Origin of the sequence: Methanoculleus sp. UBA374 (assembly GCA_002508705.1) — an archaeon.
Taxonomy (GTDB): Archaea; Halobacteriota; Methanomicrobia; order Methanomicrobiales; family Methanoculleaceae; genus Methanoculleus; species Methanoculleus palmolei.
Genome location: DAYL01000029.1, coordinates 69,445 through 95,003 on the forward strand (window position 1 = coordinate 69,445; position 25,559 = coordinate 95,003).

The 25,559-nt window shown below is 59.7% G+C and carries 23 protein-coding genes; 13 read left to right on the forward strand and 10 right to left on the reverse strand.

The window, feature by feature from the left end:
* The first annotated feature begins 20 nt into the window (after positions 1-20).
* The 4 genes from BRA42_RS09085 to BRA42_RS09100 all read left to right on the forward strand — a co-directional run bounded on the left by BRA42_RS09085 (position 21) and on the right by BRA42_RS09100 (position 2,639).
* A complete protein-coding gene (locus BRA42_RS09085) occupies positions 21-1,187 on the forward strand; it encodes a nitrogenase component 1 (protein WP_342770573.1) in 1,167 nt (388 codons plus the stop codon).
* Positions 1,188-1,221: 34 nt separating this feature from the next.
* Complete coding sequence (locus BRA42_RS09090; protein ID WP_292405442.1) at positions 1,222-1,611, forward strand: tautomerase family protein; 390 nt, start codon at positions 1,222-1,224, stop codon at positions 1,609-1,611.
* A gap of 101 nt (positions 1,612-1,712) precedes the next feature.
* Positions 1,713-1,919 carry a hypothetical protein gene (locus BRA42_RS09095; protein ID WP_292405439.1) on the forward strand — a complete coding sequence of 69 codons (207 nt, stop codon included), beginning with the start codon at positions 1,713-1,715 and terminating at the stop codon, positions 1,917-1,919.
* A gap of 135 nt (positions 1,920-2,054) precedes the next feature.
* Positions 2,055-2,639 (forward strand): PH domain-containing protein, encoded by a 585-nt coding sequence (locus BRA42_RS09100; RefSeq protein ID WP_292405435.1) that lies wholly within the window; start codon positions 2,055-2,057, stop codon positions 2,637-2,639.
* A gap of 23 nt (positions 2,640-2,662) precedes the next feature.
* Here BRA42_RS09100 and BRA42_RS09105 read toward each other — a convergent pair whose 3' ends face one another.
* A complete protein-coding gene (locus tag BRA42_RS09105; protein WP_342770572.1) occupies positions 2,663-3,136 on the reverse strand; it encodes a universal stress protein in 474 nt (157 codons plus the stop codon).
* Positions 3,137-3,319: 183 nt separating this feature from the next.
* Positions 3,320-3,499, reverse strand: coding sequence for a hypothetical protein (locus tag BRA42_RS09110; RefSeq protein WP_292405429.1), 180 nt, complete (start codon positions 3,497-3,499; stop codon positions 3,320-3,322).
* Between the two features lie 709 nt (positions 3,500-4,208).
* Here BRA42_RS09110 and BRA42_RS09115 point away from each other — a divergent pair.
* The 8 genes from BRA42_RS09115 (at position 4,209) to BRA42_RS09150 (ending at position 14,419) form a co-directional block, all read left to right on the forward strand.
* Positions 4,209-4,736, forward strand: coding sequence for a hypothetical protein (locus tag BRA42_RS09115; protein WP_292405426.1), 528 nt, complete (start codon positions 4,209-4,211; stop codon positions 4,734-4,736).
* A 10-nt stretch (positions 4,737-4,746) separates the two neighbouring features.
* On the forward strand, positions 4,747-6,252 hold the full coding sequence (locus tag BRA42_RS09120; RefSeq protein ID WP_342770570.1) for a type I restriction-modification system subunit M: 1,506 nt from the start codon (positions 4,747-4,749) through the stop codon (positions 6,250-6,252).
* A 100-nt stretch (positions 6,253-6,352) separates the two neighbouring features.
* Entirely contained in the window at positions 6,353-7,219 is an 867-nt protein-coding gene (gene dinD / locus BRA42_RS09125) for a DNA damage-inducible protein D (RefSeq protein ID WP_292405420.1), read from the forward strand.
* Positions 7,209-9,128: an SIR2 family protein gene (locus BRA42_RS09130; protein WP_342771334.1), complete on the forward strand. Its 1,920-nt coding sequence runs from the start codon at positions 7,209-7,211 to the stop codon at positions 9,126-9,128. Before dinD ends, BRA42_RS09130 begins: the two co-directional genes overlap by 11 nt.
* Complete coding sequence (locus BRA42_RS09135; RefSeq protein ID WP_342771335.1) at positions 9,125-10,462, forward strand: restriction endonuclease subunit S; 1,338 nt, start codon at positions 9,125-9,127, stop codon at positions 10,460-10,462. The genes BRA42_RS09130 and BRA42_RS09135 overlap by 4 nt, the downstream gene beginning before the upstream one ends.
* Entirely contained in the window at positions 10,459-13,416 is a 2,958-nt protein-coding gene (locus tag BRA42_RS09140) for a type I restriction endonuclease subunit R (protein WP_342770520.1), read from the forward strand. The genes BRA42_RS09135 and BRA42_RS09140 overlap by 4 nt, the downstream gene beginning before the upstream one ends.
* Entirely contained in the window at positions 13,413-14,138 is a 726-nt protein-coding gene (locus tag BRA42_RS09145) for a M48 family metallopeptidase (protein ID WP_292405410.1), read from the forward strand. Before BRA42_RS09140 ends, BRA42_RS09145 begins: the two co-directional genes overlap by 4 nt.
* 110 nt (positions 14,139-14,248) lie before the next feature.
* A complete protein-coding gene (locus BRA42_RS09150) occupies positions 14,249-14,419 on the forward strand; it encodes a hypothetical protein (RefSeq protein ID WP_292405407.1) in 171 nt (56 codons plus the stop codon).
* Between the two features lie 126 nt (positions 14,420-14,545).
* Here BRA42_RS09150 and BRA42_RS09155 read toward each other — a convergent pair whose 3' ends face one another.
* Both BRA42_RS09155 and cfbC read right to left on the reverse strand, forming a co-directional pair.
* Positions 14,546-15,625: a nitrogenase component 1 gene (locus tag BRA42_RS09155; protein ID WP_292405405.1), complete on the reverse strand. Its 1,080-nt coding sequence runs from the start codon at positions 15,623-15,625 to the stop codon at positions 14,546-14,548.
* Positions 15,585-16,403 carry a Ni-sirohydrochlorin a,c-diamide reductive cyclase ATP-dependent reductase subunit gene (gene cfbC, locus BRA42_RS09160; RefSeq protein WP_292405401.1) on the reverse strand — a complete coding sequence of 273 codons (819 nt, stop codon included), beginning with the start codon at positions 16,401-16,403 and terminating at the stop codon, positions 15,585-15,587. Before cfbC ends, BRA42_RS09155 begins: the two co-directional genes overlap by 41 nt.
* Positions 16,404-16,632: 229 nt before the next feature.
* Here cfbC and BRA42_RS09165 point away from each other — a divergent pair, with 229 nt between their 5' ends.
* Positions 16,633-17,253, forward strand: a complete 621-nt coding sequence (locus tag BRA42_RS09165) for a hypothetical protein (RefSeq protein WP_292405398.1) — start codon at positions 16,633-16,635, stop codon at positions 17,251-17,253.
* Between the two features lie 25 nt (positions 17,254-17,278).
* On the opposite strand, the gene BRA42_RS09170 is transcribed toward BRA42_RS09165, so the two are convergent.
* The 6 genes from BRA42_RS09170 to BRA42_RS09195 all read right to left on the reverse strand — a co-directional run bounded on the left by BRA42_RS09170 (position 17,279) and on the right by BRA42_RS09195 (position 25,559).
* A complete protein-coding gene (locus tag BRA42_RS09170) occupies positions 17,279-18,736 on the reverse strand; it encodes a TrkH family potassium uptake protein (RefSeq protein ID WP_292405396.1) in 1,458 nt (485 codons plus the stop codon).
* Positions 18,737-18,819: 83 nt separating this feature from the next.
* Positions 18,820-19,842: a phosphoribulokinase gene (locus BRA42_RS09175; protein ID WP_292405393.1), complete on the reverse strand. Its 1,023-nt coding sequence runs from the start codon at positions 19,840-19,842 to the stop codon at positions 18,820-18,822.
* Positions 19,843-19,929: 87 nt separating this feature from the next.
* Entirely contained in the window at positions 19,930-21,120 is a 1,191-nt protein-coding gene (locus tag BRA42_RS09180) for an FprA family A-type flavoprotein (RefSeq protein ID WP_342770521.1), read from the reverse strand.
* Positions 21,121-21,278: 158 nt separating this feature from the next.
* The gene (gene nfi / locus BRA42_RS09185) at positions 21,279-21,995 is read right to left on the reverse strand and encodes a deoxyribonuclease V (RefSeq protein WP_292405387.1); all 717 of its coding nucleotides are present in this window, start codon (positions 21,993-21,995) and stop codon (positions 21,279-21,281) included.
* Positions 21,996-22,272: 277 nt separating this feature from the next.
* Positions 22,273-24,072: a proton-conducting transporter membrane subunit gene (locus tag BRA42_RS09190; protein WP_292405385.1), complete on the reverse strand. Its 1,800-nt coding sequence runs from the start codon at positions 24,070-24,072 to the stop codon at positions 22,273-22,275.
* A complete protein-coding gene (locus BRA42_RS09195) occupies positions 24,069-25,559 on the reverse strand; it encodes a proton-conducting transporter membrane subunit (RefSeq protein WP_292405382.1) in 1,491 nt (496 codons plus the stop codon). The genes BRA42_RS09190 and BRA42_RS09195 overlap by 4 nt, the downstream gene beginning before the upstream one ends.

A 25,559-nucleotide genomic window follows, 5' to 3' on the forward strand; every position in this document is an offset into this window, starting at 1 on the left:
CGCCATGATCTTCTAGACCGATGCAAAATAACCAGCATACGCCATGTGAAAACCCGCTCTGGCCCTGCGCGATGACCGGGGCGGTCGCCTGCCTCGCCGGGTTCGAAGATCTGGCCGTCATCGTTCACGGTTCGAGCGGGTGCTACTTCTACCCCGCATCGCTTGTCGGGGTTCCCATCCACGGGACGTTCCTCGTCGAGAACGAGGTCATCTTCGGCGCCGAATCGCGCCTCGCGGAGGTGATCCGGGAACTCGAAGGCCGGTACTCCCGGATAGCCGTGGTCAACACCTGCGTGCCCGCCGTCATGGGCGAGGACCTCAGTGCGCTCGCTCGTGACGGCCAGGTCCTCATCGTCGACAGCCCGGGGTTCCTCGGGGACTTCGAGGCCGGCTACCGTCGGGCGCTCGCCGAGATCGCGCCGGAGGTGGACCCCGACGGGCGCGGCGTCAACATCGACGGCATCTGCCGCACCGACCCCTTCTGCCGGGGGAACGCCATCGAGGCGCGGCGTCTGCTCAATCTCGCCGGCGCCACCGTCTCTACCACTTTTTGCCTGGACCGCTACGCCGCGGCTCATCGTGCGGCACCCTTCACGGTCGGCACGAACCCGGACCTTTCAAGCGGCGTCGGGACCGCTTGCGGCTCGCTTCTTGGCCTCGATGCCGTCGGTGAGACCTTCGGGCGGCTGCAGGCCTCGGTCGACGGCGTCGATTCCCGGCCGGTCGACGAGGAGATCGCGTGGGCCGACGCCCTGATCCGAAAAGCCTGCGAGAAGTACCTCAGGAGGTTCGATCCTCCCCGGGTGGTGATCGCCGCCGGGCACGCGTATGCCGCCTTTGCGCGAGACCTCCTCGACCGGTATCTCGGGGCAGATATCGCCTGCATCGCCGCCCGAAACGATCCGGACGCGGAGAGCGGTGCCGTCACGTATACGATGGACTTCTCAACCATCCAGGAGATGATCCGGGATGCCGAACCGGACCTGATCCTCGGCTCCTCCTACGAGCAGGCAATCGCTCCCCGCGCCGCCTTTGTCGGGCTGACGCCGCCGCTCCGGGGCAGGGTCCTCCTCTCTTCCCGTGCGGTTGCCGGGATCGAAGGAGCGCTTCACCTGATGGATGAGGTGCTCAACGCCTGTATCAACCGAAATCGGCGTCCGGGGAGCGAACGCACGGACCTCGCCTGAGAAAAGCGTTAATACTCCCGGTGCGAGAGCATTCATGTGGAGGAACAGAGATTCGATGCCGCTTGTGAAGATCGAGATCAGGTACGGGAAGCCCGCTGAATATCGGCAATTGCTCATCAAGAGCCTTCATGACGCTTTTGTGGACGCACTGCAGACCCCGGAGGCCGCCCTCTGGATCCGGCTCTGCGAACGTAAACCTGAGAACTTCCCGCTGCCTCCCGGACGGTCCGACGACGCGGTCCTCGTCGAGGTCTCGCTCATGCCGGGGCGCAGCAAAGAGAAGAAAGAGGCGCTCTACCGGGCGATTGTAAGTCGCCTCGCCCGTGATGTCGGTGTCCGCCCCGAAGACGTCTATATCGTCCTCTACGAACCGCCCGTCGAGAACTGGGTCGAGCACGGCGAAGCATTCGCGTCCTCCCGTTGAGCGCGGGGCAACTGCACCCGGCCATAAGGTATTTATGACCCGGTGCATACCGGGGTGCCGGCCTGTTCCTCTGGACAGGTGAGTATGAGGGAGGTAACGGCATGACATCACACGGCGGGGGACCCCCCCACGGGATGCTCCTTGAGAAGATGTTCGATCTTCTTGACGAGGACCAGGTGCGGCAACTGACGATCCGGATGATCGAGTCTCGCATCAAGATGAAAAGACAGTGGATCGAGATGATGGAGTACAAGATCGAGACGTATAAGATTATTCGCGATATGCTTGAGAAGGGCGGGAAGAGGTAAGCCTGCCCCTCTCTATCGTATGCTCCGGTGCGTGAGGTCCGGGGCTGCAGCCTTTTTTTAATAGACCGTTTTTGAAGGGAGCGGACCTGCCGCCCGGAAGATTTAATCCGTCCCGACCGAGATTATGTGGATATCATGCCCCTTGTCCCGCTTCGCATCGGAGAGGCGTTCAGACCGGTGCCGCCGTTCCGGTCGTACCTCTACGCATCCCTGGTCCTGGCCGTCGCCCTGTTCGTCCTGCCCTGGCTGGTCCCCGTTGCCCTCTTCAGCCCGTGGCCGGTCACGCTCGCCGTCACGATACCTGTCCTTGCCTTCGTTGCCTTCGTCGCTTACTGGATACCCCTCTACTGCGAGAGCATCGCCTACCGCCTCACCGTCACCGAGGTGACCTGGCAGCGTGGGGTCTGGTTCCGGCAGACAGGGATCGTGCCCTACAACCGGATCACAAACGTCGATATCGTCCAGGGCCCCCTGATGCGGCTCTTCTCCTTCTCAGCGCTCCGGGTGCAGACCGCCGGCTACTCTGCCCAGGCCCGGGCGGAGATCGTCCTCAACGGGATCGAGGACCCAAAAGACCTCCAGGAGAAGATCATGAGTTTCGTGCGGGGGACCGGCCCTGTCGCGACTGGGGCCGGGCCGGAAGAGTTGCCGGCCGCGGATGCGACGGTGGAGGAACTGCGGGCGATCCGGGCGTTGCTGGAACGGCTGCTCGAAAAATAACCTCATTCCCCCGGAAAAAGAGACTACCTCCCGGCGGCCGCTTCCCGCTTGACGACCAGGACCGGTTGATGGGCGTTCTTGATCACGTACTCCGAGACCGTCCCGAGCAGGCGGTCGCGGAGGTTCGACCGGCCGTGAGAACCGATGACGATGAGCGAGACCCCATCCGCATCGGCCGCGGTCACGATCTCCGCCCCCGGCGTGCCGATGGGCGTCCGGACGGTCACCTCCAGCCCCTGCTTCTCGAGCACCCGGCGAATGTCGATGATCCGGTGCTGGATCTCTTCCCGCTGCTGCCGCTGGACCTCGGTCTCTCGGTCGGGCACGGTCCCGAGGAACCCCTGCCCGCCCGCGGCGATCAGGGTGATCTCTCTTGGGTCGAGGACGTGGACGAGGACCACCTCGCGGGTTCCCGCCTCCTGAAGCGCGGGGATATAGTCCAGCACCTTCAGGGAAGGTTTGGAAAAGTCTGTTGGAAACAGAATGCGTTCGAACATGCACTGCTACTCTCCGATGGTTTGTATCTGTCCCACTGAATATTTAAAGGCACTGTGCGGAATCTGTCAGGTGAGCGGGGCGATGAAATCGCCGTAATGTGATACCATATACCGTAGCGACCCGTCAATTCCGGAAAACCTGCTGCAGCGTCCGGTTCGGATCCGGGTATCACCCCTTTTCCGTCATCCGGCGGCGTTCCCGTATGTGAAGAGGGCTTGCTTTCTCGACGCTCTCCTGGTATTTGCCCTCCTACCCGGCGGGAGATTTATTGCGGCCGGGTTCTTTCCCCTTCTCTTCCTGACTGCCTTCCTCTCCGGCCTGGCGATGCCGAGGGTGCCGGTTGCAGCGGCCAGTATCGGCATGGTCCCGAAGATGCGTCTGTCTTCTCCTGATCCGGTGCCCCCCGGTCCCGCTCGACCTGCCGGCCGCACTAGTTACATCGGCCTTAACCCGATTCTGGCGGTGGAAAAGGCGCTTGATGTGATGGGCGGTATCGCGGGAGCACCCGGCAATCGTTGTCTCCGGTATCCCGTGCTGTCTGGTATGTCGCCGACGGGGCGTTATCGAGTCGGAGATTTGGTCGAAGAACCGCTGATCCGCTCCACTGTGCGGGCTGCATCGGAGTGGTGCCTCTAGTATTGTGATCCCCTCCGGGTTTGCACGGTTTGAGACGGCGAACCAGCGGGTCATAGAGTTCTTGCAGGTACGGGAAGAAGAAAGTTGTATTCTGAAAGTACCTGATCCGGGCGCACACAAATCAATAAATAGAAATAAACGGGCATCAATAGTTTGTTGTCGATATCAAAATGACAAAAGTGTGTAATCATTCTCGACAGTATAACTACGTTGAGTCCTGGCTCCGGCCGGTAATGACGGCATGCAATCTCCGACAAAGGTCTGTGGTCTCCTGCCAGCATCAGGTTTTTGTTAGGCGCACGGCCTTTGAACACGAAGTCCGGCAGCTCGTAATGCTCCATTCGCAGTGGAAACGGTGACCTGATGTACTCTATCTATACGAATTCTGGACACGGGAAACCCCTCAAAGACCTCTTGAGCGCAAAGGTCACGGGTATGTCCTCCTACTATCTGAAACCGAAGGACGGCGACTCTACCGTCGAGATTCGGGTGATCAACCTCGGCGATATCGCCGACGGCACAATCAACACCGAGGCGGTCAGGATCATGCGGGTTAAGAATACCAGAAAGCTGGAAACCGATATCGTTCAAGAGGGCGATGTCGTTCTCACCCTCCGGGGCCCGCCTTTTCGTGCCGCGGTCGCAGACGGCAGTATTGCCGGCGCGGCAGTCAGTGCAAACCTTGTAGGGCTGCGGTGTTCGGATCGGCTAAGACCGGATCTCCTCGCAGCCTGGTTAAACTGCTCCGCAGGTCAACGCGCCCTTACTGCACGGGCCGGTGGGTCTACTCTGATGGGGCTCTCTCTTCGGGAGTTGTTGCAGGTCGAGGTCCCGGTCCCCCCTATGGCACAGCAAGAACTTCTGAGCAGGTATCTCGCGCTGGCAGCTGAATATTCGAGGATTCTCAAAAAAGAGCAGAGACTCCAGGATTCTACTGTTAATGCAATGATGAACTCCCTCTGAGGTGATGAAGGTGGCGACGATCACATTCGAAGAAATGAAGAAGATGACCTGGGAAGCGGCTGATATCCTCCGTGGGTCCATCAGTTCGACCGATTACAAGGATTATATCCTGGGGATGCTCTTTCTGAAGCGCCTCTCGGATGTGTTTGAAGAGGAGGCGGAGCGGATCGAGCAGGAGACAGGGGATCACGATCTTGCCTGGAACGATCCCGATGAACATCAGTATTACCTTCCTCGGGGGTGCCTGTGGAAGGATATCCAGAAGCTCACTGTAGAGATCGGCGACAGGTTGAACACGATCACGCAAAAGATCGAAGACCAGAATCCGGTGATGGGAAAAGTCCTCGGGAACATTGATTTTAACTCGTATAAACTTGGGGAGACCAAGCAACGAGACACGAACCTTTCCGCGCTTATCCGGAACTTCTCTACAATCCCGATGAGGAATGCCGACCTGGAAAGTCCGGATATGCTCGGGGACGTGTATATGTACCTCATAGAGCGGTTTGCCGACGATGCCGGAAAGAAGGGGGGAGAATTCTTCACACCCCATCAGGTCGCCGCTCTGCTGGCCAGGCTCCTCGATCCGAAGGAAGGGATGCGCATTCACGACCCCTGTTGCGGCTCGGGCGGCGCGGTAATTCAGTGTGCGAGGCTCGTGAAGGAGGAAGGGGGCGATCCGGCAAATCTCACCCTGACCGGGCAGGAGAAGAACATCGGGACCTGGGGCCTCTGCAAGATGAACATGCTCCTCCACGGCTACATCGACGCCGATATCAGGGCAGGGGATACGATCCGGGAACCGCAGTTCCTGCTTGACAGCCACCTCATGCAGTTCGACCGGATAATCAGTAATCCACCCTTCTCGCTCGACAAGTGGGGCCAGGAGACGGCAAAGGCTGATCCGTATGGCCGGTTCGGCTACGGACTGCCGCCGGCGACGAAAGGGGACTGGGCCTTCGTGCTCCACATGATCAACGTCCTCAATGAGACCGGGAAACTCGCGGTCATCGTGCCGCACGGCGTGCTCTTCCGGGGCGGTGCCGAGGGGAAGATCCGGACGAACGTCCTCAAGGACGATCTGGTGGAGGCGGTGATCGGGCTTGCACCGAACCTCTTCTTCGGTACATCGATCCCGGCCGCGGTCCTGGTCGTCAACAAGGACAAACCCACCGAACGGAAGGGGAAAGTCCTCTTCATCGAGGCCTCGGCGGAGTTCCAGGAGGGGAAGAACCAGAACTGCTTGCGAAAGATGGATATCGAGAAGATCGTGACGGCCTACCGGGAGTATCGGGACGTGGAGAAGTTCTGCCGGGTCGTTCCGATGGAGGAGATCGAGGAGAACGATTACAACTTAAATATTACCCGCTACGTGGACACGACGCCCGAGGAGGAGGTCGTGGATGTGGCGGCGGTGGCGCGGGAACTGCACGACCTGCGGGAACGCCGGGCGGTTATCGAGGCAGAGATGGACTGGTACCTGGAGGAACTGGGCTACACGGGGGGGTCGAAGTGAGCGTGGGGGTGCCGGGGCCGGTTGGCCGCACCGTTGCCGGGGAACTCGACCGTCGGACAATTATCCGGGAGTTCCGGATGGTTCGGTGCGGAGGCATTCTATGAAGCCCGAGATCGTGCACCGGCTTCACCGGCATTTCGAGGACTATGTCCGTGATGCGGGCGGGGTCGAGTTCTGGTATGCCCGGGACCTTCAGACGTTGCTTGGCTACAAGGAGTGGCGTAATTTCATGAAAGTCATTGATAAAGCCAAAGAATCCTGTCAAACGACAAAACATGAGGTTTCAGACCATTTTGTTGACGTCAACAAAATGGTCTCCCTTGGGTCTGGGTCGGAACGGGAGATCCCTGATATCATGTTGACCAGGTATGCCTGTTACCTCATCGCTCAGAACGGGGATCCCAGGAAAGAGGAGATCGCGTTTGCCCAGAGTTACTTCGCCGTGCAGACGCGCAAGCAGGAGATCATCGAGGAGCACATCCTCCTCACCGAACGCCTGAGGGCACGGGAGCGGCTGCGGGAGTCCGAGTCCGAACTGTCGCGGAATATTTACGAGCGAGGCGTGGATGAGCCCGGGTTCGGGCGGATCCGCAGCAGAGGCGACATGGCGCTTTTCGGCGGGTATACCACCCAGGCGATGAAGGAGCGCTTAGGGGCGCCGCAAAACCGCCCTCTTGCCGATTTCCTCCCGACGGTGACGATCACGGCGAAGAACCTCGCCACCGAGATCACGAACTTTAACGTGACTAAAGAGGATCTCCAGGGTGAGCGTGCGATCACGGACGAACACGTTCAGAACAACACCGACGTCAGGGACCTCCTCGTGCGGCGCGGGATCAAGCCCGAGTCTCTCCCTCCGGAGGAGGATCTGAAGAAACTCGAACGACGGGTGAGGTCGCAGGAGAAGAGGATCGCCGGCGCTGCCGGGCGGCTGGCGAACTCGGAGGCGGGCGACGGTGAACGCTGATAGGGTTGTCCCGGTTGCATACGCGATGCACGCCTCCCCGAAGCGCTACGCCCTGCTTATCGGGGCGGGGATCTCGGTCGCCGCAGGCCTCCCGACGGCAAGCGACGTCTCCGGGAATATGATCCTTGCCGTCGCCAGAGGACGGGGCGAGAAGGTGGAGAGGGGAGAGAAGAACGAGGTCTGCCTTGCGTGGTTTGAGGAGACGTTTGGGGAGCCTGCAACATTCCAGCGCCTTATGAAGGAGCTTGGGATCTCAGAAGGGAACCGAAAGGACGGGTTGAAGAAGTTCATCTCTCGGACCGACGAGAACGGCGATCCCATCCCCGGAGCCCCCACCGCAGCCCACCGCGCCGTTGTCAGGCTGGTGAAGTCCGGGACGGTCTCGCTCGTCATCACCACGAATTTCGACACGCTCATGGAAGAAGCGCTGAAGGCGGAGTTTGTTCCTTACGAGGTCATCACCGAGGAGTCGGACGTCCGGCAGATGTCGGTATTCCCGGACAGGTGCCGGGTTCTTAAGGTCAACGGGGATTTCGAGCGGGGGACGCTCAGGATCACGCCCGAGGACCTCAAGCATTACCCCCCGGCAATGGAGGACTACCTGAAGCGGATCTTCGGGGAGTACGGCCTTGTTGTCTGCGGCTGGTCCGGGGAGTTCGACACGCACCTTATCCAGATCCTCTGCGCCGAAGAGATCCTCCGCCGGTACCCGGTCTTCTGGTGTCGGAGAAACGGGGGGTCCGTTCCCCGTGAGGTGTGCAGGGCGCTCATGCCGAACGGGATCGTTATCGACGACGCCGATGATTTCTTCACCGTCCTTGAAACGGTGGTTGAGAGGTTTTCGCGGTTTGAACCGAGAACGACCCTCACCGCCGCTGCGGCGGTGAGGAAAGTCAAAGATGCTCTCAGACAGACCAAACCAGAACTTGTGCTTCCCGATCTCATCAATGAGGAGACGGATCGAGTGCTTGCATTCCTTGCCGACGAAAGCCGATACCAGGCCGACGTCATTGACAGCAAAGGGTTCTATACAGCGACGCTCACTGGCATCGAAGGCGCCGCGGCCCCTCTGGCTGCGATGGTCGCCACGGTGGCGCAATACGACGATGGGAGTTTTGCAGACCTTGTCTCCAATACGATCGAGCGGCTGATCAACGTGTCACCCGTCACCCCAGAGATCTCAGAGATTCAAAACAAGGGGCAAAAGACGGTGAGCGATTATATTGAGCGGTTGCTCCGGTTACGGTACTATCCGGCCCTCCTCGTGATCTACGCTTCGGGTATCGCTGCCGTCCACACGAGGCATTTCAACACCCTAGAGGCAATTGTCCGGAAGCCGATGATATCTCGGTACAATGTTCTACTACGGGAGAAGGTACCTTACTATGAGTACGTAAATGTCTGGGATGTCATCGGGTTGTGTCACGAGTGGACCGTCGATCTCGCGCACAAGCGGTTCGGGGAAGAAACGAGGTATCGAGATTATCCGTACCTGGCCATACACGAGTTCGTGAAGATCCTGATCCCGAACCAATACGCCTTCTTTGAAGCACTCGACATCTTCGAGTATATCTTCGGACTTGCGTATCTTGCAGGGATCAAAGGAGACCTGGATGAGGGGACACTCCTTCATTCAAGTGTACCAGGGCCCTTACGGTCCCGGAACGTGTACCTCTGCCGCCGTTATGCGGGCCTCGACTCCACTCAACCGTTCCTCTCCCTCCCCGCCCATGTCGTCAACTATCTCGCAGACTTCCGGAAAAGGACCCAGGAATCCAGATTTTTTGGGGGCCTGTTCGGGACATTCGAAGAAGCAAACCGAAAATATGCAAAAGGGTTCGGAATCGAGGCTCCTGATGTTGGTGCGTATCGGGTTATGGTAAGAACAATACGGGGACCCGATCCATGATTCGGAGAGAGACTACGCGCATATCCGGCATTCAAAACGGCTACAAGATGACGAAGGTGGGGCTTATCCCGGAGGAATGGAGCGAAGGGCCGGTCAGTTCTATCGCATATGTGAACCCACGCACTGACATATCGCATCTGGAGGAAGACTCCCAAATCTTCTTCCTTTCTATGGGAAACGTCGGAGAAGATGGCAGGATCTGTACGATGGAGATAAAGCCATATGCTGAAGTTCGAAACGGCTACACTGTCTTTGCTGACGGTGACATCCTAATTGCGAAGATCACACCCTGTATGGAGAATGGAAAAGGGGCGTTGGTCGGCAATCTGAAAAATGGCGTGGGCTTTGGGAGTACTGAATTCCATGTGCTTCGTCCCATCGACCCGAGCGACGCAGAATTTATCTATCAACTCTCTCGCTCATCTTCGTTCAGGCGCGAGGCAATCCGCTATTTTACCGGTTCAGCCGGACAACAGAGGGTATCGAAGGATCTGTTCACTCATCATCTCTGCCCAATCCCTAAACCGGGAGAACGTCACCGTATCGCCGCCGTCCTCTCCACCGTCGACGCCGCCATCGCCGCCACCGACGAGGTCATCGCAAAGACTGAAGAGCTGAAGCGGGGCCTCATGCAGGACCTCCTCACGAAGGGTATCGACGAGGAAGGGAGGGTACGGTCAGAGGAGACAGACATATTTTGCGAAAAGACGATTAATTCGACGACGTTTAAGTTCCCAGAACCCTGGGAGTTTAAAACTATGGGCGATGTAATCACTCTTAAAAGAGGCTATGATCTTCCTTCGGATGAAAGACTTGCTGGAAACGTCCCTGTTATCTCCTCTTCCGGTATATCGGGCTATCATCAGGAAGCAAAAGTTTGCGGGCCCGGCGTTGTGACGGGGCGCTATGGAACTCTTGGAGAGGTTTTCTTCATTGAAAGAGATTTCTGGCCTCTTAATACGACGTTATATGTTTGTAATTTCAAAGGTAATGACCCCAAATTTATCAGTTACTTTTTGAGACTACATCTGGCAGCATACCAGAGTGATGCGTTATCAATTCCCGGAATAAATCGAAATTTTGTGCACAAATTACTCTGTGCCGTCCCTCCTCTCCCCGAACAGCACCGCATCGCCGCGATCCTCTCCGCCGTCGATCGCGACCTCGCGGCCGAGCGCGAACACCGCGACCGCCTCCAGACCCTCAAAAAGGGCCTGATGCAGGATCTCCTCACCGGGCGGGTGCGGGTGCCCCCGAATGGCGCTGGCGGGACAGCCTGCCCCGGTCCCGAACGCGTGACTGCGTGCGATCTTCCCCCGGGGCACACTCCATGACCCGCGACCCCAGAGAACTGACGGAGGTCGAAGACCCTGCCGTCGAGGTCCTCACCCGTCACCTCGGCTGGACCGAACGCACCGTCCGGGAGGCCGACACCCTCCGCCCTTCCCGCAAGGAGCCGGTCCTCACCGTCCTCCTTAGAGAGAAGATCCGGGACCTCAACCTCTGGATCTCGGAGGAGAACATCGACCGGGTCGTCTACCAGATCACCAACATCCCGGCCGCCTCCGTCCTCGGAGCCAACGAAAAGGTCCATGCCATGCTCGACCTCGGCACCACCGTCCAGCAGGACCTCGGCGACGGCTGGGGCGAGCGGAGCCGGACCGTCCGGCTCATTGACTATGAGAAGATCGAGAACAACGACTTTTCCGCCGTCAGGCAGTACCCCGTCGAGCACTACACCGAATGCATCCCCGACATCGTCCTGTTCACGAACGGTATTCCCATCGGCGTCATCGAGTGCAAGAGCCCTTACCTTACCAGGGCAATGGCTGAGGCCCTCAGGCAGCTCAACCGCTATCAGGAGATCGATTCCGGGTTCAGAAATCAGGGTTGTCCGAAGCTCTTCAGAACCGCCCAGGTTCTCATCGCCACACACGGCACCGTCGCCAGATTCGGGACCAACTATACCCCCCTGCGCCACTGGTCGGAGTGGAAGGATCCCTGGCCGTTGACCCTCGAAGATCTCACGTTCATCCTCGGCAGGCTCCCCACCTCGCAGGACGTCCTGCTCTTCGGTACCTGCTCAAAGGAAAACCTCCTCGATCTCATCCGGAACTGCATCGTCTTCGAACGCGAGGACGGCAGGGTGGTCAAGAAAGTGGCCAAGTACCAGCAGTTCCGGGCAACCAACAAGATTCTCGCGCAGGTCACCGCACCTGAGCGCAGGGGCGGCTTCGTCTGGCACTGGCAGGGAAGCGGCAAGAGTCTCACCATGGAGTTCACCGCCGTCAAACTCCGGCGGAATAAGGCCCTTGCCAACCCGACCCTTGTCGTCGTCACCGACAGGACCGACCTCGATCACCAGATTCATGGCACTTTCCTCCACTGCGGTTTCCCGAACCCCGTCAACGCGACAAGCGCCGCCGCCCTCAAGGAAACCCTCTCTCATCCTGTCGGTCAGACGGTCATGACCACCATCCAGAAGTTCCAGGACGCCGCAGAAGTCTATCCCACTCTCACCGACGAGAGGAATATCTTCGTCCTCGTCGACGAGGCGCATCGCAGCCAGTACAGCATCCTGGCCGCCAACATGCGCAAAGCCCTCCCGAACGCCTGCTTCATCGGTTTCACCGGCACCCCCGTCTCTCAGAAGAAGCGTGACACTTTTGCCGAGTTCGGTCCCTGCATCGACCGTTATGATCATAAGCAGTCGGTCGTCGACAGGAACACCGTCTCGATCTATTACGAGAGCAGGCTGCCCCAGCTCTCCATCACCGGCAACAACATAAAAGAACTCGCAGAACGCCTTTTTTCCGGCTACTCCGATGAACAGCGGGCGAGCCTCATAAGAAAGTACGTTACCCGGACAGCCATCGCCGTCGCGCCCGATCGAATCGGAAAGATCTGTGAGGACCTGCTCCTCCACTATCAGACCCATATCGAGCCCAACGGTTTCAAGGCCCAGATCGTCGCCCCGAACCGTCTCGGGGCAGTCCGTTATACGGAAGCACTCAAAACCCTCGGCAGGCAAGATTGTGCTGTCCTCATCTCCACGATGCACAACGACGAGGAGCAGTACAAACTCTACCACACCTCAAAGACCGAGGAGCAGGAGATCATCCGCCGGTTCAAAGAGGAGGAAGACCCAAAGATCATTATCGTCTGCGACAAACTCCTCACCGGCTTCGATGCTCCGCGGGAGCAGGTGATGTACCTCGACAGCCCGCTCAAAGAGCATACCCTCCTCCAGGCTATAGGCCGGGTGAACCGCCGGCAGAAGGGCAAGGAGTACGGCCTCGTGGTCGACTACTGGGGACTGGGTAGCGCCCTCCGGGATGCCCTCGGGATGTATGACGATGATGACGTTGAGGGAATGATCCACCTGGATTTCAAAAGGGAGATCCTTCCCCATCTTCAGGCAGCCCACCGCGCCGCCATGAACTTTTTTGCGCCCGTTCCACAGCGGAGCGCGGAAGAAGACTATAAACAGGCCTGCATCCTCTACCTCAAACCCGAGGATCTGCGGATCTCCTTTGACCACGTATTCAAACAATTTTCACAATACCTCGATATGCTCCTCCCCGATCCTGAAGCTCTGCGCTATGTTCCGGACCTCAGATGGCTCGCCGATATCCGCATAGGGGCACGGAACATATTCAGCGAGGAGGACGACCCGGTCGAGGACCTCGGGGCAAAGGTGCGGAAATTCATTGACGACCATCTCAGAGCCGACGGCATTCTCAGGATCTCCGAGCCGATACCCCTCTACTCGGCAGGTTTTGAGACGGAAGTGGGAAGACTCCGGTCGGACGACGCCAAGGCGAGCATGATCGAGCACGCCGTCAAACACGAGATCCACCTCAAACTCGACGAGGACCCGGTCTTCTACGAGGGTCTCCTGGATCGCCTGAACAGGATTCTGGAGGAGTACAGGCACCAGCAGATCACCAGCACCGAGCGTCTCGCCCGCCTCACCGCTGTTCTCGACGACGCCCGGCACCCGCAAAGGCACGCCGGAGTCCTGGGCCTCGACCCGGAGGTCGCCCCCTTCTATCAAGTGATGGCAGTAGATATCGATAACCCTGAACCCCTCAAGGAGGCGGCTATAGAGATCTGTGCGATCCTAAAAGAGCATACAGTGATCGACTGGCAGCAGAAAGAGGACACCAGGCGGGTGATGCGCCAGAGGATCAAGAGGGTGCTCAGAGCGGTCGGATATCCATCGGATAAGATTCAGGATATGGCCGTTCGTCTTGTCGAACTGGCCGCACGGAGGTACCGGGGATGACGGGGGCAGAGACCATACAATTCGGGACGACGACGATCCAGTATACCGTCTCCTTTAGTCCCGGGCGAAAGGATGCGACGATTGCGGTCTATCCGGATACGAGTGTGGTCGTGACGGTTCCGACCGGCACACCCCTGGAGACGGTTCAGGGTCTTGTCCAGAAAAAAACCCCCTGGATCCTGAAGCAGATTGGAGCGTTTGAGCACTTTGCCATGATCGATGCCATGAAGGAGTATGTCAGCGGAGAGACGTTTCTCTATCTGGGCAGGCAGTACAGGCTGAGGATAACCGTCGCCGGGGAGAACGCGTCTGCAAAACTCATGGGCGGCTACTTCGAGGTGACGGTGCCCGACGGCGTGCACCCAGATAGGGATCTGGTCAGGCGCGCTCTCCATACCTGGTACAAAGAGCACGCCCTGCAGAAGGTGCGCGAAGTGGTGCGCGTCTATGCTCGAAGGCTCCACCTTGACCCTCCGGAGGTGACGATCCGGCATCAGTTGAAGCGATGGGGAAGTTGCACGAAGGATGGTGTGCTCAACATCAATCTCCGGATTGTCATGGCGCCGACGGCTCAGATTGAATATGTGGTGGCCCATGAACTCTGCCACCTGCGGCACAGGGATCATTCCGCCGAGTTCTGGGACCTGCTTCGGCTGGCGATGCCGGACTATGAGATCCGGAAAGAGAGACTGCGGAAGGAGGGATGGAGGTACGTACTGTGAGGTGTGAGGAAGGACCTGATGGCCGGTAGTCCGCCGCTCGCCTGCCTCTTCGACACTGATGTCCCGGAGAATCGGCGCATCTCAAAAGACCCCGCTACGGCGTGTTGGTGATGGGAGATGCGCTACTCTGTCGCGGTGCGAACCTCCCGGGGTTTTCGGCGGTCGTGACCGGGAAGGGCGCAAACTCGATGTCGGCAGGAGGTTTTCTACGGTTCACTCCGGGCGCTCCGGACTTTGACGGCTGGACGGTGGTCGACTACGGCAGCGAGTTCGTCTTCTAGCCCATGAGATCGGGGCCCATCAGCATGTCTCACTTCCGGGACGCCCTCTTGCCGCGACGATGCTCGAGTCCGGGATCGAGACGAATATCGCCGAGGATGCACTTCATCCCGTGCATTTCCGGTACCTCACTTTCGCTCCTTCCCCCGGATCAGCACACTCCACCGATGCAGCATCCGCCGGGTCCCGGCGGTCCCGACGGGCGCCGGGTACGGGAACGGTATGGCGGCCCCGTCCGGGTCGACGGTAAGATTGAGGGCCTCGGTGCACTCGGTGCAGACGGCCACCGCATCCGGGTCCGTCTCGAGCATGGGGTGGGGGGATCGGAAGCATACCCTGCTGCCCGCGATCTCGGAAAACCGCGAAAGCATCTCCGCCTGATAGGCACGCTCCTCTTCGACGGCGGCCGAAGCGTCGATGCCGCAGACCCGGCCCGCTTCTTCGAGGAACCGGCGCGTTCCGGCAAGTCCGGCAGGGAACGAGTCCACGTAGGGCGTGTTAAACCTTCGTCTGAGGTCTTCTCCGACCGGCCGGAGGGCAGGTTCCCGGAGGACGTTTACGGCGGCGGACCCGAGGCGCCCGACATCCTCCGTCCCGATCCCCCGCACGAACCGGAGGTTGATGCCGATGCCGAGCCGGGAAAGAAGGCGTGCGATCTCGGCCGCGTTCTCGTCGACGCCGTACTCCAGGTTCTTCTCTCCGACCAGGTTTGCCGAGAGGGTCTTTTCGGCGGCAGGAGCGGGCCGGGCAAGCGAGGCGACGGCAGAGAGGGCGTTTTTGACCCCCGTTTCAAAGACCCCGCCGAGGAACCCTGCGGTCGGCACGGCGATTACCGGGACACCCCGGGCCTTCGCGCAGACCGCCTCGGTGTCGTCCCCGATCGTCTCGACGATGCAGGTCGAGAGGACGAAGACGGCAGCGGGCGCGGGGGAGAGCGAGAGCCCCCGCGCTATGGCCTCTTCCAGCGCCTCTTCGCCCCCGAAGATGATATCGTTCTCCGTAAGGCCGGTGGAGAGGAGACGGGGGACTTCGAGCCGGTCGTTCGCGAGGAGGGTGGCGTGAAGAAGGGAGAAGTTGTGATGTACACATCCCGACGGGCCGTGAACGATGCAGACGGCGTCCCGTACCTCTGTGAGCACCGAAAGCGCTCCGGTCAGGGTGCACCCCTCAAACCTGGACGAATTCGAGGGCGAAGGATTCGAGTTCATCCATCTCGAGGGGCGTGGGGATGCTCGTCGTTTCGTTCCCGCGGATTGCGCGTGCAAGGTCCCGGTAGACCGCTGCCTGGTCCGATTCGGGGGCGTACTCGATGACCGTCTGCCGGTTCAGTTCCGCGATCTGTACCGTCCGATCGCGGGGGACATAGGCAATGAGCCGGGAGTTGATCCGGCGGGCGAACTCCTCCACCAGGTCCCGCTCGCCTTCGATGTTCTTTGCGTTGCAGATCACGCCGCCGAGCGTACACCTGCTCCGCGCCCGGCGCGAGAGACGGGTGATGGCCTTCGCGATGTTGTTTGCCGCATAGAGGGACATCAGTTCCCCGGACGTGACCAGGTAGACCTCCTGCGCGTATCCCTCCCGCATCGGCATCGCGAACCCGCCGCAGACGACATCCCCGAGGACGTCGTAGATGATTATGTCTCCTTTGAGGGCCTCCAGGCGCTCGAGGAGCTGGAAAGTCGCAATGATGCCCCTTCCCGCGCATCCGATCCCCGGTTCGGGCCCGCCGGCCTCCACACAGCGCACCCCCCCAAAGCCCCGGTAGACCACGTCGTCGACCGTGATGCTTGCATCTCCGCGCTCCCGGATGAGGTCGAGCACCGTCGGTATCCAGGCGCCGTGCATCAGCATGCGGGTGCTGTCATGCTTGGGGTCGCAGCCGATCTGCAGGATATCGAGCCCTTCCCCGGCGAGTGCTGCCGATAGGTTTGCTGCGGTCGTGGATTTCCCTATTCCTCCCTTCCCGTAGAGGGCGATCTGTTTCATTGTTTTACCTATGCGCTCGCATGGGTAATTAGATGTCGGGCAGTATCCTCACCGATCAACCATATATACTTTGTTGCGATCCTGCTCATGCGTCACGGGACTCCTCCCGGTCAAACGTTCGGTTTCTGGTTGCAGATTAATAATCCTGGGGATATATATGGATTTTTATCATTAGAAAAGTATATAACAAACTGTTTGAAACATCTGTTAAGAGCGAGGAGAGTGAACCATGGACCCAGGATTTCGATCACGGTTGATTGCGGCGGTAATCCTCATTGCCGTCGTCTGTTCGATCTTTTCGGCGAGCCCGGTCACCGGTTTCCATCTGGAAAACAGGGACGGGAACGGCACCGAAGCGGCACTTGCAGAGGCGCTGGTGCTGCAGCAGAGCACCAAACTCCGGGATGAGTTTATGGAGAACACCACCGTCTACATCGACAGCAAGAATGAGTTATTCAAGCAGCCGGATGCGCCCGGGAACATGAACGGCCTCTACATCCCCGAGGAGAACGCAATATATATCCGCTCGGACAGGGACGCGGCGCGGGCCGATGAGGTCTTTGTCCAGCAGGTCGGGTATCGGGTCTACCACACCATGGGATTTAACGAGAGCACGGTCTTCCCGACACTGGATGTAAACCCCGATTCCTATCTGGGGCATCTTGATCTTCCCTCCGGCGAGGAGAGGGAGGCGGCACTCTTTGCCGATGCCTTCATGCTCTACCATGTCTCCCCGGAGCTCCTGAAGAAGGATGCTCCCGAGGTCTATACCTACATGGACCTGCTTGTCGAGAGCGGCGGGGACCGGGCGACGGTGGACGACCTGTACATGCATCGCCAGTCCGGGTAACCGGCCCTCTTTCTTTTTTTATAGTTCACTCATACCGCTTGAAGACGCCCAGGACGAGCATGATCACCGGAATGACCTCGAGACGTCCAATCCACATGAGCAGGATGTAGAGGACTTTCGCCGGAGCGTCAATATCGGGGGTGATAAATCCCGTTGAGATGCCGCAGTTGCACATCGCGGAGACGACCTCGAAGAGCACGTTGCTCGAGTCGAAGGATGTCGGTTGCAGGTGCATCACCAGTATCGTAGCGATGAAGATGATCAGGATATAGAGCATGATGGTCAGCATGTTCCGGGAGATCTCAAGGTCGGCGACGTTCTTCGGGATCACCTTGCCGTCGTACTTGAAGGGCACGAGCACCTTCCCGGATACGAACATCCGTCGGAACCACCAGACAAGGCTCTGAAAGCCGAGGACCACCCGGGAGAGTTTAATACCGCCGGCGGTGCTTCCCGAAGCCCCGCCGATCAGCATCAGTATCGAGAGGAAGAGAACCGTCACACTCGCCCATTCGTTCGGAGACGCGATCTGGAACCCGGTACTGGTTACTGCGGCGACCGACATAAAGAGCGCCTGGTGGATGGCGGTGGAAATGTCCGTCGCGCTGAGCGTGATGAGATCCCACGCGATCACGATGATCCCGAGCGCAATGAGCATGAAAAGGAGGCGTGCCTGCTGGTCGTCGAAAAATCTCACGCCTTTGCGGCGATAGAGAAGGTAGAAGAGTTTGAACGGCAGGGCGCCGGCGATCATGACCGGAATGATGAGGACCTCAAGGAGCGAGTTGTTGTAGAAGAGGATCCCTTCCGAGTGGACTGTGAACCCGCCGGTGGAGATCGCGACAAGGGCGATGTTCACCGCGTCCCAGAGGGATACACCGGATAGGAGGATAAGTCCGATTGAGGCTGCGGTCAATATAAGATAGATCTTCCACATCTCCATGCCCGTTGCGACAACACTCGGCATCAGCGCCTCCGAACGTCCTTCCGAACGATAGAGGCGGAACTGGGTCAGCCCGGTCCTTGAGGCCATCGCGATGGTGAAAGCGACGATCCCGAGGCCACCGAGCCACTGCATCAGCGATCGCCAGAAGAGGAGCGTCCGGGGCAGGTCTTCGACCGACTGCATCATGGTTATGCCCGTATCGGTCCACCCCGACATCGCCTCGAAGACGGCGTCGAGGTAGGAGACACCGAGGCCGAGGCTGAACGGCAGGGCGCTCACCAGTGCGATGGCGAGCCAGATCAGGGCGACCGCCATAAGGGCAGCGGATAGAGGAGCCTCACGGTTCTCTCGTGGAACCCGGACAAGAAGCGCCCCGAGGAGAAAAAGGGTTGCCGGGACGGAGACCATGGGCAGGATCATATCCCACTCCCGGTAGATCACCGCTACGACCAGCGGCATCGCCGTGGCGATGCTTATATAACGAAAGATGTTGCCGATGTCTGGCGCGATGGTCGAGAATTGCTCGAGGCTATCCATCGATACACGTTCTCCGGGCGTTCTTATCTACTTTCTCTTGTTCGGCCGTTTATCGCTTCCGGGTCCTGCCGGCCCCGGGCCCCTCATCGGCCGCACATACACCCGCCGTTTCCAGTCAACGCCGTCTTCTCTCCCCCGCCCGTCTCCGGGGCGCTCTCGATGAAGATGCGCCGGTTGATGATCCGCCACGCGAGGATGAGCTGGGCTACATCACCGGCCGTCAGGTAACCGTCGCTCCCGACAAGGTCGATGGGCTGCACCTGCGTCTGGATCTCGATGTTCTTCTCCAGTTTTCTCACTACCGCGTCGTTCAATTCCCCGTCGAATGCAAGTGCACCCATCGCTTTCCCCCCGATATCTTCCGTGGTGAACTCGACCATGAAGTTCCGTTGCGAGAGCGAGAGGAGCGGGAAGAGGTCGATGGAGAGATCGACATCCCGGATGCTTCGCTCGAGTTTGCTCTGGCAGAGGGTGACGTGGTAGACGTTCTTCTTCTCGCTTGCCTCGCGGCCGTACTTCGAGAAGGCGATTTTAATGACCGCGTCCGCAAACCGGCACTGCGGTGCGACGTACCGCTCGTAGTCCGGCTCGCGCTCCGCCATCTCCCGGACGACCGCCTCGGGAGAGTACCCCCGCCGTTCCACGTCGCGCTTGATCTTCCAGGCGCGTTTGACATCCGGGTCCGGGTCCACGTAGAGTTTGAAGTCGATCAGGTCCCGCATCTTTTGGGTGATAAAAGGGTGCAGGCCCTCGAAGATCAGGATCTTCGTGGGCTTGAAGGCTACCGGTGGGTCGAATCTTCCGGTATCGTGGTTGTAGACCGGTTTCTGGATCGTCTTTCCCGCCTTCAGTTCTCCGAGGTGCTCCTCCAGCAGGTCGAACCGGTTCGCCTCGGGGACGAGCGGCGTGACCCCGAGTTCTTTACGTTCCCGGCGGTCGTAACGGTGGTAGTCGTCGATGGTGATCGTGGAGACGAGGTCTTCGCCGAAGATCTCTCGAATGGCCCGGGTGAAGGTGGTCTTTCCGCTTCCACTGTCTCCCGCTACGCCAATGATAAAGATGTAGGGCGACTCTGCAATGACTCTCTTGAAATCGGACGGGGGCATAAGGCAGCTCAAATACTGGTCGGTATTCCACACTCTTAAGAGTTCGGTGCCGGACCAAAAACGATGAAGTGGGTTCGGTCGGAACCCTCAGGCAGGGATGATCCCCGCCTCCTCATGCCTCTTTTTGATCTCGTCGGCGAGCCGGTCCAGCGCTGCGAAGTCCCCCTCTTTCGGGTAACCCTGGACGTAGACCGGTTCGAGGAACTCGACCCTGAGCCGCCCGAGCATGTCTTTTATAGTGTCGACCGTCTTCCCGCCCCAGCCGTAGGACCCGATCACCGTTGCGTACCGGGTCTTGGGGCGGAGGAGGTTTGCGAGGTATACCGCGGAGACCACCTGCGGGTGAGGGCCGAAGATGACCGTCGGTGCCCCGATCACGACCGTCGCGGCATCCACCAGAGCCTTTGCAAGGTCACCGGTATCGGTCTTCGTGAGGTTGAACGGCTGCACCATAACGCCCCGCTGCACCAGGGCGGCGATGAGGTGGTCGACCATCGCCCGGGTGCTCCCGTGCATGGAGACGTAGGGGAGCACCACCACGTTCCTGACGCCGTCGCCCGTCCAGTCCCGGTAGGCGTCCATGATGAACGCCGGCCTGTCGTAGACCGGACCGTGACTTGGGGCGATCAGGGCGATCTCGCGCGTCGCGAGTTTTTCAAGGTGCCCCTTGATGCTTGCCCGGAAGGGCATCATGATCTCGGCGTAGTAGCGTTTTGCGGACTCGTAGATTGCCCCCTCGTCGGGGACGTAGAGGGAACTCGTGGCATAGTGCGAGCCGAAGAGGTCGCAGGAGAAGAGGATCCTGTCTTCCCGGAGGTAGGTCAGCATCGTCTCCGGCCAGTGGACCCAGGGGGCGATGATGAACTCGAGTGTCCGGTCTCCGAGGGTGAGCGTATCGCCGTCGCCGATGACGACGACCCGGTCCTCCGTGATGCGGAGGAGATCGATCAGGAGGTCGCGGCACTTCTGGTCCGTCACCAGTTTAACTCCTTCGAACCGGTCGAGCATCGCCGGTATCGAGCCCGAATGGTCCTGCTCGGCATGGTTGACGATGATGTAGTCGATCTTTTCGACACCGAGCCGCTCAAGATTCGCCGTGAGGTCCGCAAACGTCGCCGGGTCGACGGTGTCGATCAGCGCCGTCTTTTCGCTGCCCCGTATCAGGTAACTGTTGTAGGAAGTGCCGTGGGGGGTCGGGACCAGCTCGTCGAAGATCCGGCGGTCCCAGTCGACGGCCCCGACGGAGAAGACGCCCGGGGCCATCTCACGCGGGGTCATCTCCTGCCTCCCCTTCGTGCATTCCGGCCGCTATACAGGGTTTGTGGATTATTTCCTGACATCTTTCACGCTCCGTGGGCTGCAACCGGCCGTGATTTTTTCCTACCGTGCCGGTCGATAAACGCTTATCCGGTCCGAACGATGATAACGGTTTCGTTCTACCTACCTCCGGAGGGGAGGGAGGTCTGCCCGCCCTTTCCGTTCCTCTCCCTCCGGACGGCGTTTGCATAGAGGTGGGCCTGCCGGGTCGGTTCCGGGAGCCGGTACCCCCGGGAGGTTGCGAGGACGAGGTCGACGGCCTGTACGAGATCGATCCGGTGGCCTACCGAGACATAGAGCGGCTGTGTCCTCTCTTTCGTCCGCACCGCCATTCCGATCGTCTCGCCGCCCCGGAGTATCGGGCTCGTTGAGCCTCTGGGGGCTCCCGGCTCCGCCGCTGTTCCCAGAAGGAGGCTCTTTGCAACCCCGACGGCGGGCCGGTCGAGCAGGACGCCCATGTGGCTTGCGATACCGAGCCCCCGGGGGTGAGCGACCCCCTGCCCGTCGAAGAAGATGACCTCCGGCTCTGACCGCAGGTTCCGGAACGCCTCAAGGAGGGCGGGGCCTTCCCGGAAAGCAAGGAGGCCGGGAATGTAGGGAAACGACGTCTCGATAGAGGCAGAGGCCCGCTCGACGGCGGCGAGATCGGGGTAACGGAGGACGACGACGACTGCATGGATCTCGTTAGAACCCTTCACGTAGGAGGCGTCGGCGCCGGCGAGAAGGGAGACCTCATCGAGATCCCCGGAGAAGCTGATCCGGGCACGCAGTTTCTCCTGGAGGCGGACGGCCTCGCCCGGCGTCAGGTCGAAGGAGTGGGTCTCTCTGATCTCCATGATCGTCTCCCAATCGCATGCCTCTGGATCCGGATAGAACAACTAATTATCTCCTGGTGGTGGAGTGCGGCATCTGTGCGGACCGGGGACTATGGGCAGGCAGAAGCGGCTCCGGGATGCGAAGGTTCCCCGAAAAAGTGACCATTGCAGCGGGTAGCCGGCTGAGGGGAAGAAGTTGCGGAGGACGCCGGGAGCTGGAGACGCCGCCGGCGGGCACAACCGGCGCTAGACCCCGGGTCGGGAAGATCGCATCGGGGCAGCGGTGAAGGGAGTCCCCTCATCTCATCATGTAAAAAATAAAGTACAGAAACGCGACGATGCTGATGAAGATGATGCCGTAGCCGCCACCCCAGATGTTGACCTGAACATCCGGATAGCAGTCTTTCAAGAGGGAGAGCTCTTTCTCGTACGCTTCCGACCTGGATCGATCGGAGAACGCCCGTACAAACGGCAGTTTAAGGGTTTTTCCGGCGATCTGACTGGCAACGAGCGGATTTTCCGAGATGAGCCCGAGGGACGTTGCGAGGCTCTCAACCCCCCTCTCTATCCTGTCTGCGGTGTGCACCAGGGGATTTGCCGAGATCCAGACGATCGCATCTCCGGCCTTGACATAAAGGGCGTCGATATCGGTCTCGACCCCGCGCCATGGGACCCTGAGCGGCCGCACCGCGAACAGGAGCGCCCCTGCGGCGGCAAAGATGGCAGCCGACTCCAGCAGGTACGATGAGGCGAACGCGTGGGCATCCGTTCCGCCGGGCAGAAGATCCGTCAGGAGGTGCGGGAAGAGCCCGATTGCAAGGCAGAGGAAGGCGGTTGCCCCCATCGCAACCAGCATCGGGGTCGGCGGATCATTTGGGAGGAGCCCCTCCCTCGTTCCGGTGGTCGATCGGAAGAAGACGAAGTAGAGGAACCGGGAGACGTAGACGACGGTTATGACTGCTGAGATAAGGAGGACGGGCGAGAGATACGGCACCCCGCCTGCCGCCTCGATCGCCATCCCTTTGCTGACCGCACCGTTCAGGCCGGGCAGTCCCGCAAGTGAGAGACCACCGATGACGGCACAGAGGGCGGTTATGGGCATCGTCCTTCCCAGGCCCCCGAGATCCGAGAGCCGGTGTGACCCCGTCCTGAGGATGACCGCACCCGCCGCCATGAAGAGAAGCGACTTGAAGAGGATGTCGTTTACCATATGGGCAAGCCCTGCATCAAGCCCCTCAACCGAACCCACGCCGATTGCCGCGACCATGTAGCCCACCTGACTGACGATCGAATACGCGAGGAGCCGGCGGATGTCATCCTGCATGAGGGCATAGATGGCCCCGTAGAGTGCCATTGCTCCCCCTATATACGCAACCGCAACCCCCCATCCCCCTATTGCAGCGAGGAGGAAGACCGCCGCTTTTGTTGTGAAGATGGAGAGGGCGACGGACCCGACAACAGATGCCCTTGGATAGGCATCGGGTACCCAGGTATGGAGAGGAATGAACGCAGCATTCACGCCAATCCCGACCAGCATAAGGAGGAGACCGGCTCCATCCCCCACCGGGCCGATGGCGGCACTCCCGGTTGTGGCCACCGTATGCACGATCCCGCCGAGGAAGCATGCTCCCCCGAAGATATGGAAAAGGATGTACCGGTAGCCTGCACCGGATGATTCGGGCGCCTTCGAAGACCAGATGATAGCAAGTGACGCAACGGCGAGGAACTCCCAGAAGACGAAGACGGTGATGAAGTCGCCTGCATAGACGATCCCCATTGCCGCTGCGATCGACGCGAGAATGCCGATCGTTTCCGCCGTCGGAAGATCGCGGTATACTGCATAGATGAGCGTGATCAATCCTGAGAAAGCAAAGATGCCGCCCGCGATCTGCCGCATCGGATCGGACGTCAGGAGGATCGTCTCAATGCCGGGGACGACTCCGATCACCATCTCCGGCGCCGCAGACGAGAGTGAGAGGGCCAGGATGAAGCCGGCAGCGCCGACAAGCAGTGTCCATGCCTTCCTGACCGGCCCGGTGATGACAGGGAGCAGGAGGAGGCCGATAAGGTAGATGAATGCCGGAGGTATCTCGATCATGGAATCACCTGCTGCATGATCTCGGCGAGTGCGATCTCAACCAGGTCCATGAACGGCGTCGATGGGAAGAAGAAGATGAAAACCGATATCGCCGCCGTCAGAATGATCGGAACGAGCATTACGAGAGGAGGCTCTGAGACCGAATCGAGTGAGTGCTCGTCATCCGGCCGGTCCAGGAGCATTGTATAGATGATCGGGAAGAAGTATGCGACATTCAGGACCGCACTGGTGACGATGACCAGCAGAAGGATCGGCATGCCGCCTTCCACCGCCCCGAGCGCAAGATAGACCTTGCTGATTATCCCGGGAAGCGGAGGCAGGCCGCAGATCCCGATCGCAGCAGCCGAGAACATCAGAGCCGTCACCGGTATCTTCCTGCCGATACCCTTCATATCGGAGATGCACTCCTTCCCGGCAGAGACGATGACCGCTCCTGCGACGAAGAAGAGGGTGATCTTGAGGAACGCATGGATGGGGATATGTGCCATCGCCCCGGTCATCCCGGCGATGGAGAGCATGGAGACGCCAAGCAGGATGTAGGAGAGCTGGCTCACGGTCGAGTAGGCAAGCCTTCGTTTGAGGTTGTCCTCGGTCAGGGCGAAGAGTGATGCGGTGATGATCGTAAACGAGGCGATCACGGCGAGGAGCGTGCCGAGGCCGAGGGACGCCATCAGGTCCATGCCGTAGACCCATCCGGCGATCCGGACGATCCCGAAGACTCCCGCTGTGACGACGGCGACTGCATGGAGGAAGGCGCTCACCGGTGTCGGGGCGACCATCGCTGCAGGGAGCCAGCCATGGAGAGGCATCCATGCCGCCTTCACAAACCCGACCATAAAGAGGAGGAAGAGGATCTGCAGGGTTAGGGCTGATCCGGAACCCGCCAGGAATCCCCCGGGTACAAACTCGGTCGTTCCCGTGAGGGTATAGGTCAGGATGACTGCGGCGAGGAGGAAGATGCCGCCGATGAGGAGGTATGCCAGGTACTTCCTGCCTGCCTTCATTGCTGCAGGCGTCTCGGTATGAACAACCAGCGGATAGGTGATGATCGTCAGGATCTCATAGAAGATAAAGAGCGTCAGGAGGTTCTGTGAGAATGCTATCCCGACTGCGGCAGCTATCGCGACAGCAAGACAGAAGAAGAACCTCGTCTGTGCGTGCTCCTTCAATAACCGCATATAGCCTATCGCATAGAACGAATTCAACAGCCAGAGGGCGGTTGCCGTCAGGGCAAAGACCATCCCGAAGGCATCTGCCCTGAGAGCGAAATCCCCGCCGGGCACCATCGGCAGGAGCGAGATTGTGATCCGACTGCCCGATAGGATCTCGGGGAGCATCGCAAGGACGGATCCGAGCATCGTTGTTGCGGCGATGATCGTGACCGCTTCCCGGATGTTCTCATGTCTTCCGACTATCAGTATCAGCACCGACGCGAATAGAGGAACGGCGATGGTTACCGCCGGGAGCACCCCGTTTATATCTGCCAT

What these genes read in the sequence shown, in the direction of transcription:
- BRA42_RS09085 (WP_342770573.1), top strand. Translation starts at nt 21, where the DNA reads ATGCAAAATAACCAGCATACGCCATGTGAAAACCCGCTCTGGCCCTGC.
- BRA42_RS09090 (WP_292405442.1), top strand. Translation starts at nt 1,222, where the DNA reads ATGTGGAGGAACAGAGATTCGATGCCGCTTGTGAAGATCGAGATCAGG.
- BRA42_RS09095 (WP_292405439.1), top strand. Translation starts at nt 1,713, where the DNA reads ATGACATCACACGGCGGGGGACCCCCCCACGGGATGCTCCTTGAGAAG.
- BRA42_RS09100 (WP_292405435.1), top strand. Translation starts at nt 2,055, where the DNA reads ATGCCCCTTGTCCCGCTTCGCATCGGAGAGGCGTTCAGACCGGTGCCG.
- BRA42_RS09105 (WP_342770572.1), bottom strand. Translation starts at nt 3,136, where the DNA reads ATGTTCGAACGCATTCTGTTTCCAACAGACTTTTCCAAACCTTCCCTG.
- BRA42_RS09110 (WP_292405429.1), bottom strand. Translation starts at nt 3,499, where the DNA reads ATGCCGATACTGGCCGCTGCAACCGGCACCCTCGGCATCGCCAGGCCG.
- BRA42_RS09115 (WP_292405426.1), top strand. Translation starts at nt 4,209, where the DNA reads ATGTCCTCCTACTATCTGAAACCGAAGGACGGCGACTCTACCGTCGAG.
- dinD (WP_292405420.1), top strand. Translation starts at nt 6,353, where the DNA reads ATGAAGCCCGAGATCGTGCACCGGCTTCACCGGCATTTCGAGGACTAT.
- BRA42_RS09135 (WP_342771335.1), top strand. Translation starts at nt 9,125, where the DNA reads ATGATTCGGAGAGAGACTACGCGCATATCCGGCATTCAAAACGGCTAC.
- BRA42_RS09140 (WP_342770520.1), top strand. Translation starts at nt 10,459, where the DNA reads ATGACCCGCGACCCCAGAGAACTGACGGAGGTCGAAGACCCTGCCGTC.
- BRA42_RS09145 (WP_292405410.1), top strand. Translation starts at nt 13,413, where the DNA reads ATGACGGGGGCAGAGACCATACAATTCGGGACGACGACGATCCAGTAT.
- BRA42_RS09150 (WP_292405407.1), top strand. Translation starts at nt 14,249, where the DNA reads ATGGGAGATGCGCTACTCTGTCGCGGTGCGAACCTCCCGGGGTTTTCG.
- BRA42_RS09155 (WP_292405405.1), bottom strand. Translation starts at nt 15,625, where the DNA reads ATGAACTCGAATCCTTCGCCCTCGAATTCGTCCAGGTTTGAGGGGTGC.
- cfbC (WP_292405401.1), bottom strand. Translation starts at nt 16,403, where the DNA reads ATGAAACAGATCGCCCTCTACGGGAAGGGAGGAATAGGGAAATCCACG.
- BRA42_RS09165 (WP_292405398.1), top strand. Translation starts at nt 16,633, where the DNA reads ATGGACCCAGGATTTCGATCACGGTTGATTGCGGCGGTAATCCTCATT.
- BRA42_RS09170 (WP_292405396.1), bottom strand. Translation starts at nt 18,736, where the DNA reads ATGGATAGCCTCGAGCAATTCTCGACCATCGCGCCAGACATCGGCAAC.
- BRA42_RS09175 (WP_292405393.1), bottom strand. Translation starts at nt 19,842, where the DNA reads ATGCCCCCGTCCGATTTCAAGAGAGTCATTGCAGAGTCGCCCTACATC.
- BRA42_RS09180 (WP_342770521.1), bottom strand. Translation starts at nt 21,120, where the DNA reads ATGACCCCGCGTGAGATGGCCCCGGGCGTCTTCTCCGTCGGGGCCGTC.
- nfi (WP_292405387.1), bottom strand. Translation starts at nt 21,995, where the DNA reads ATGGAGATCAGAGAGACCCACTCCTTCGACCTGACGCCGGGCGAGGCC.
- BRA42_RS09190 (WP_292405385.1), bottom strand. Translation starts at nt 24,072, where the DNA reads ATGATCGAGATACCTCCGGCATTCATCTACCTTATCGGCCTCCTCCTG.
- BRA42_RS09195 (WP_292405382.1), bottom strand. Translation starts at nt 25,559, where the DNA reads ATGGCAGATATAAACGGGGTGCTCCCGGCGGTAACCATCGCCGTTCCT.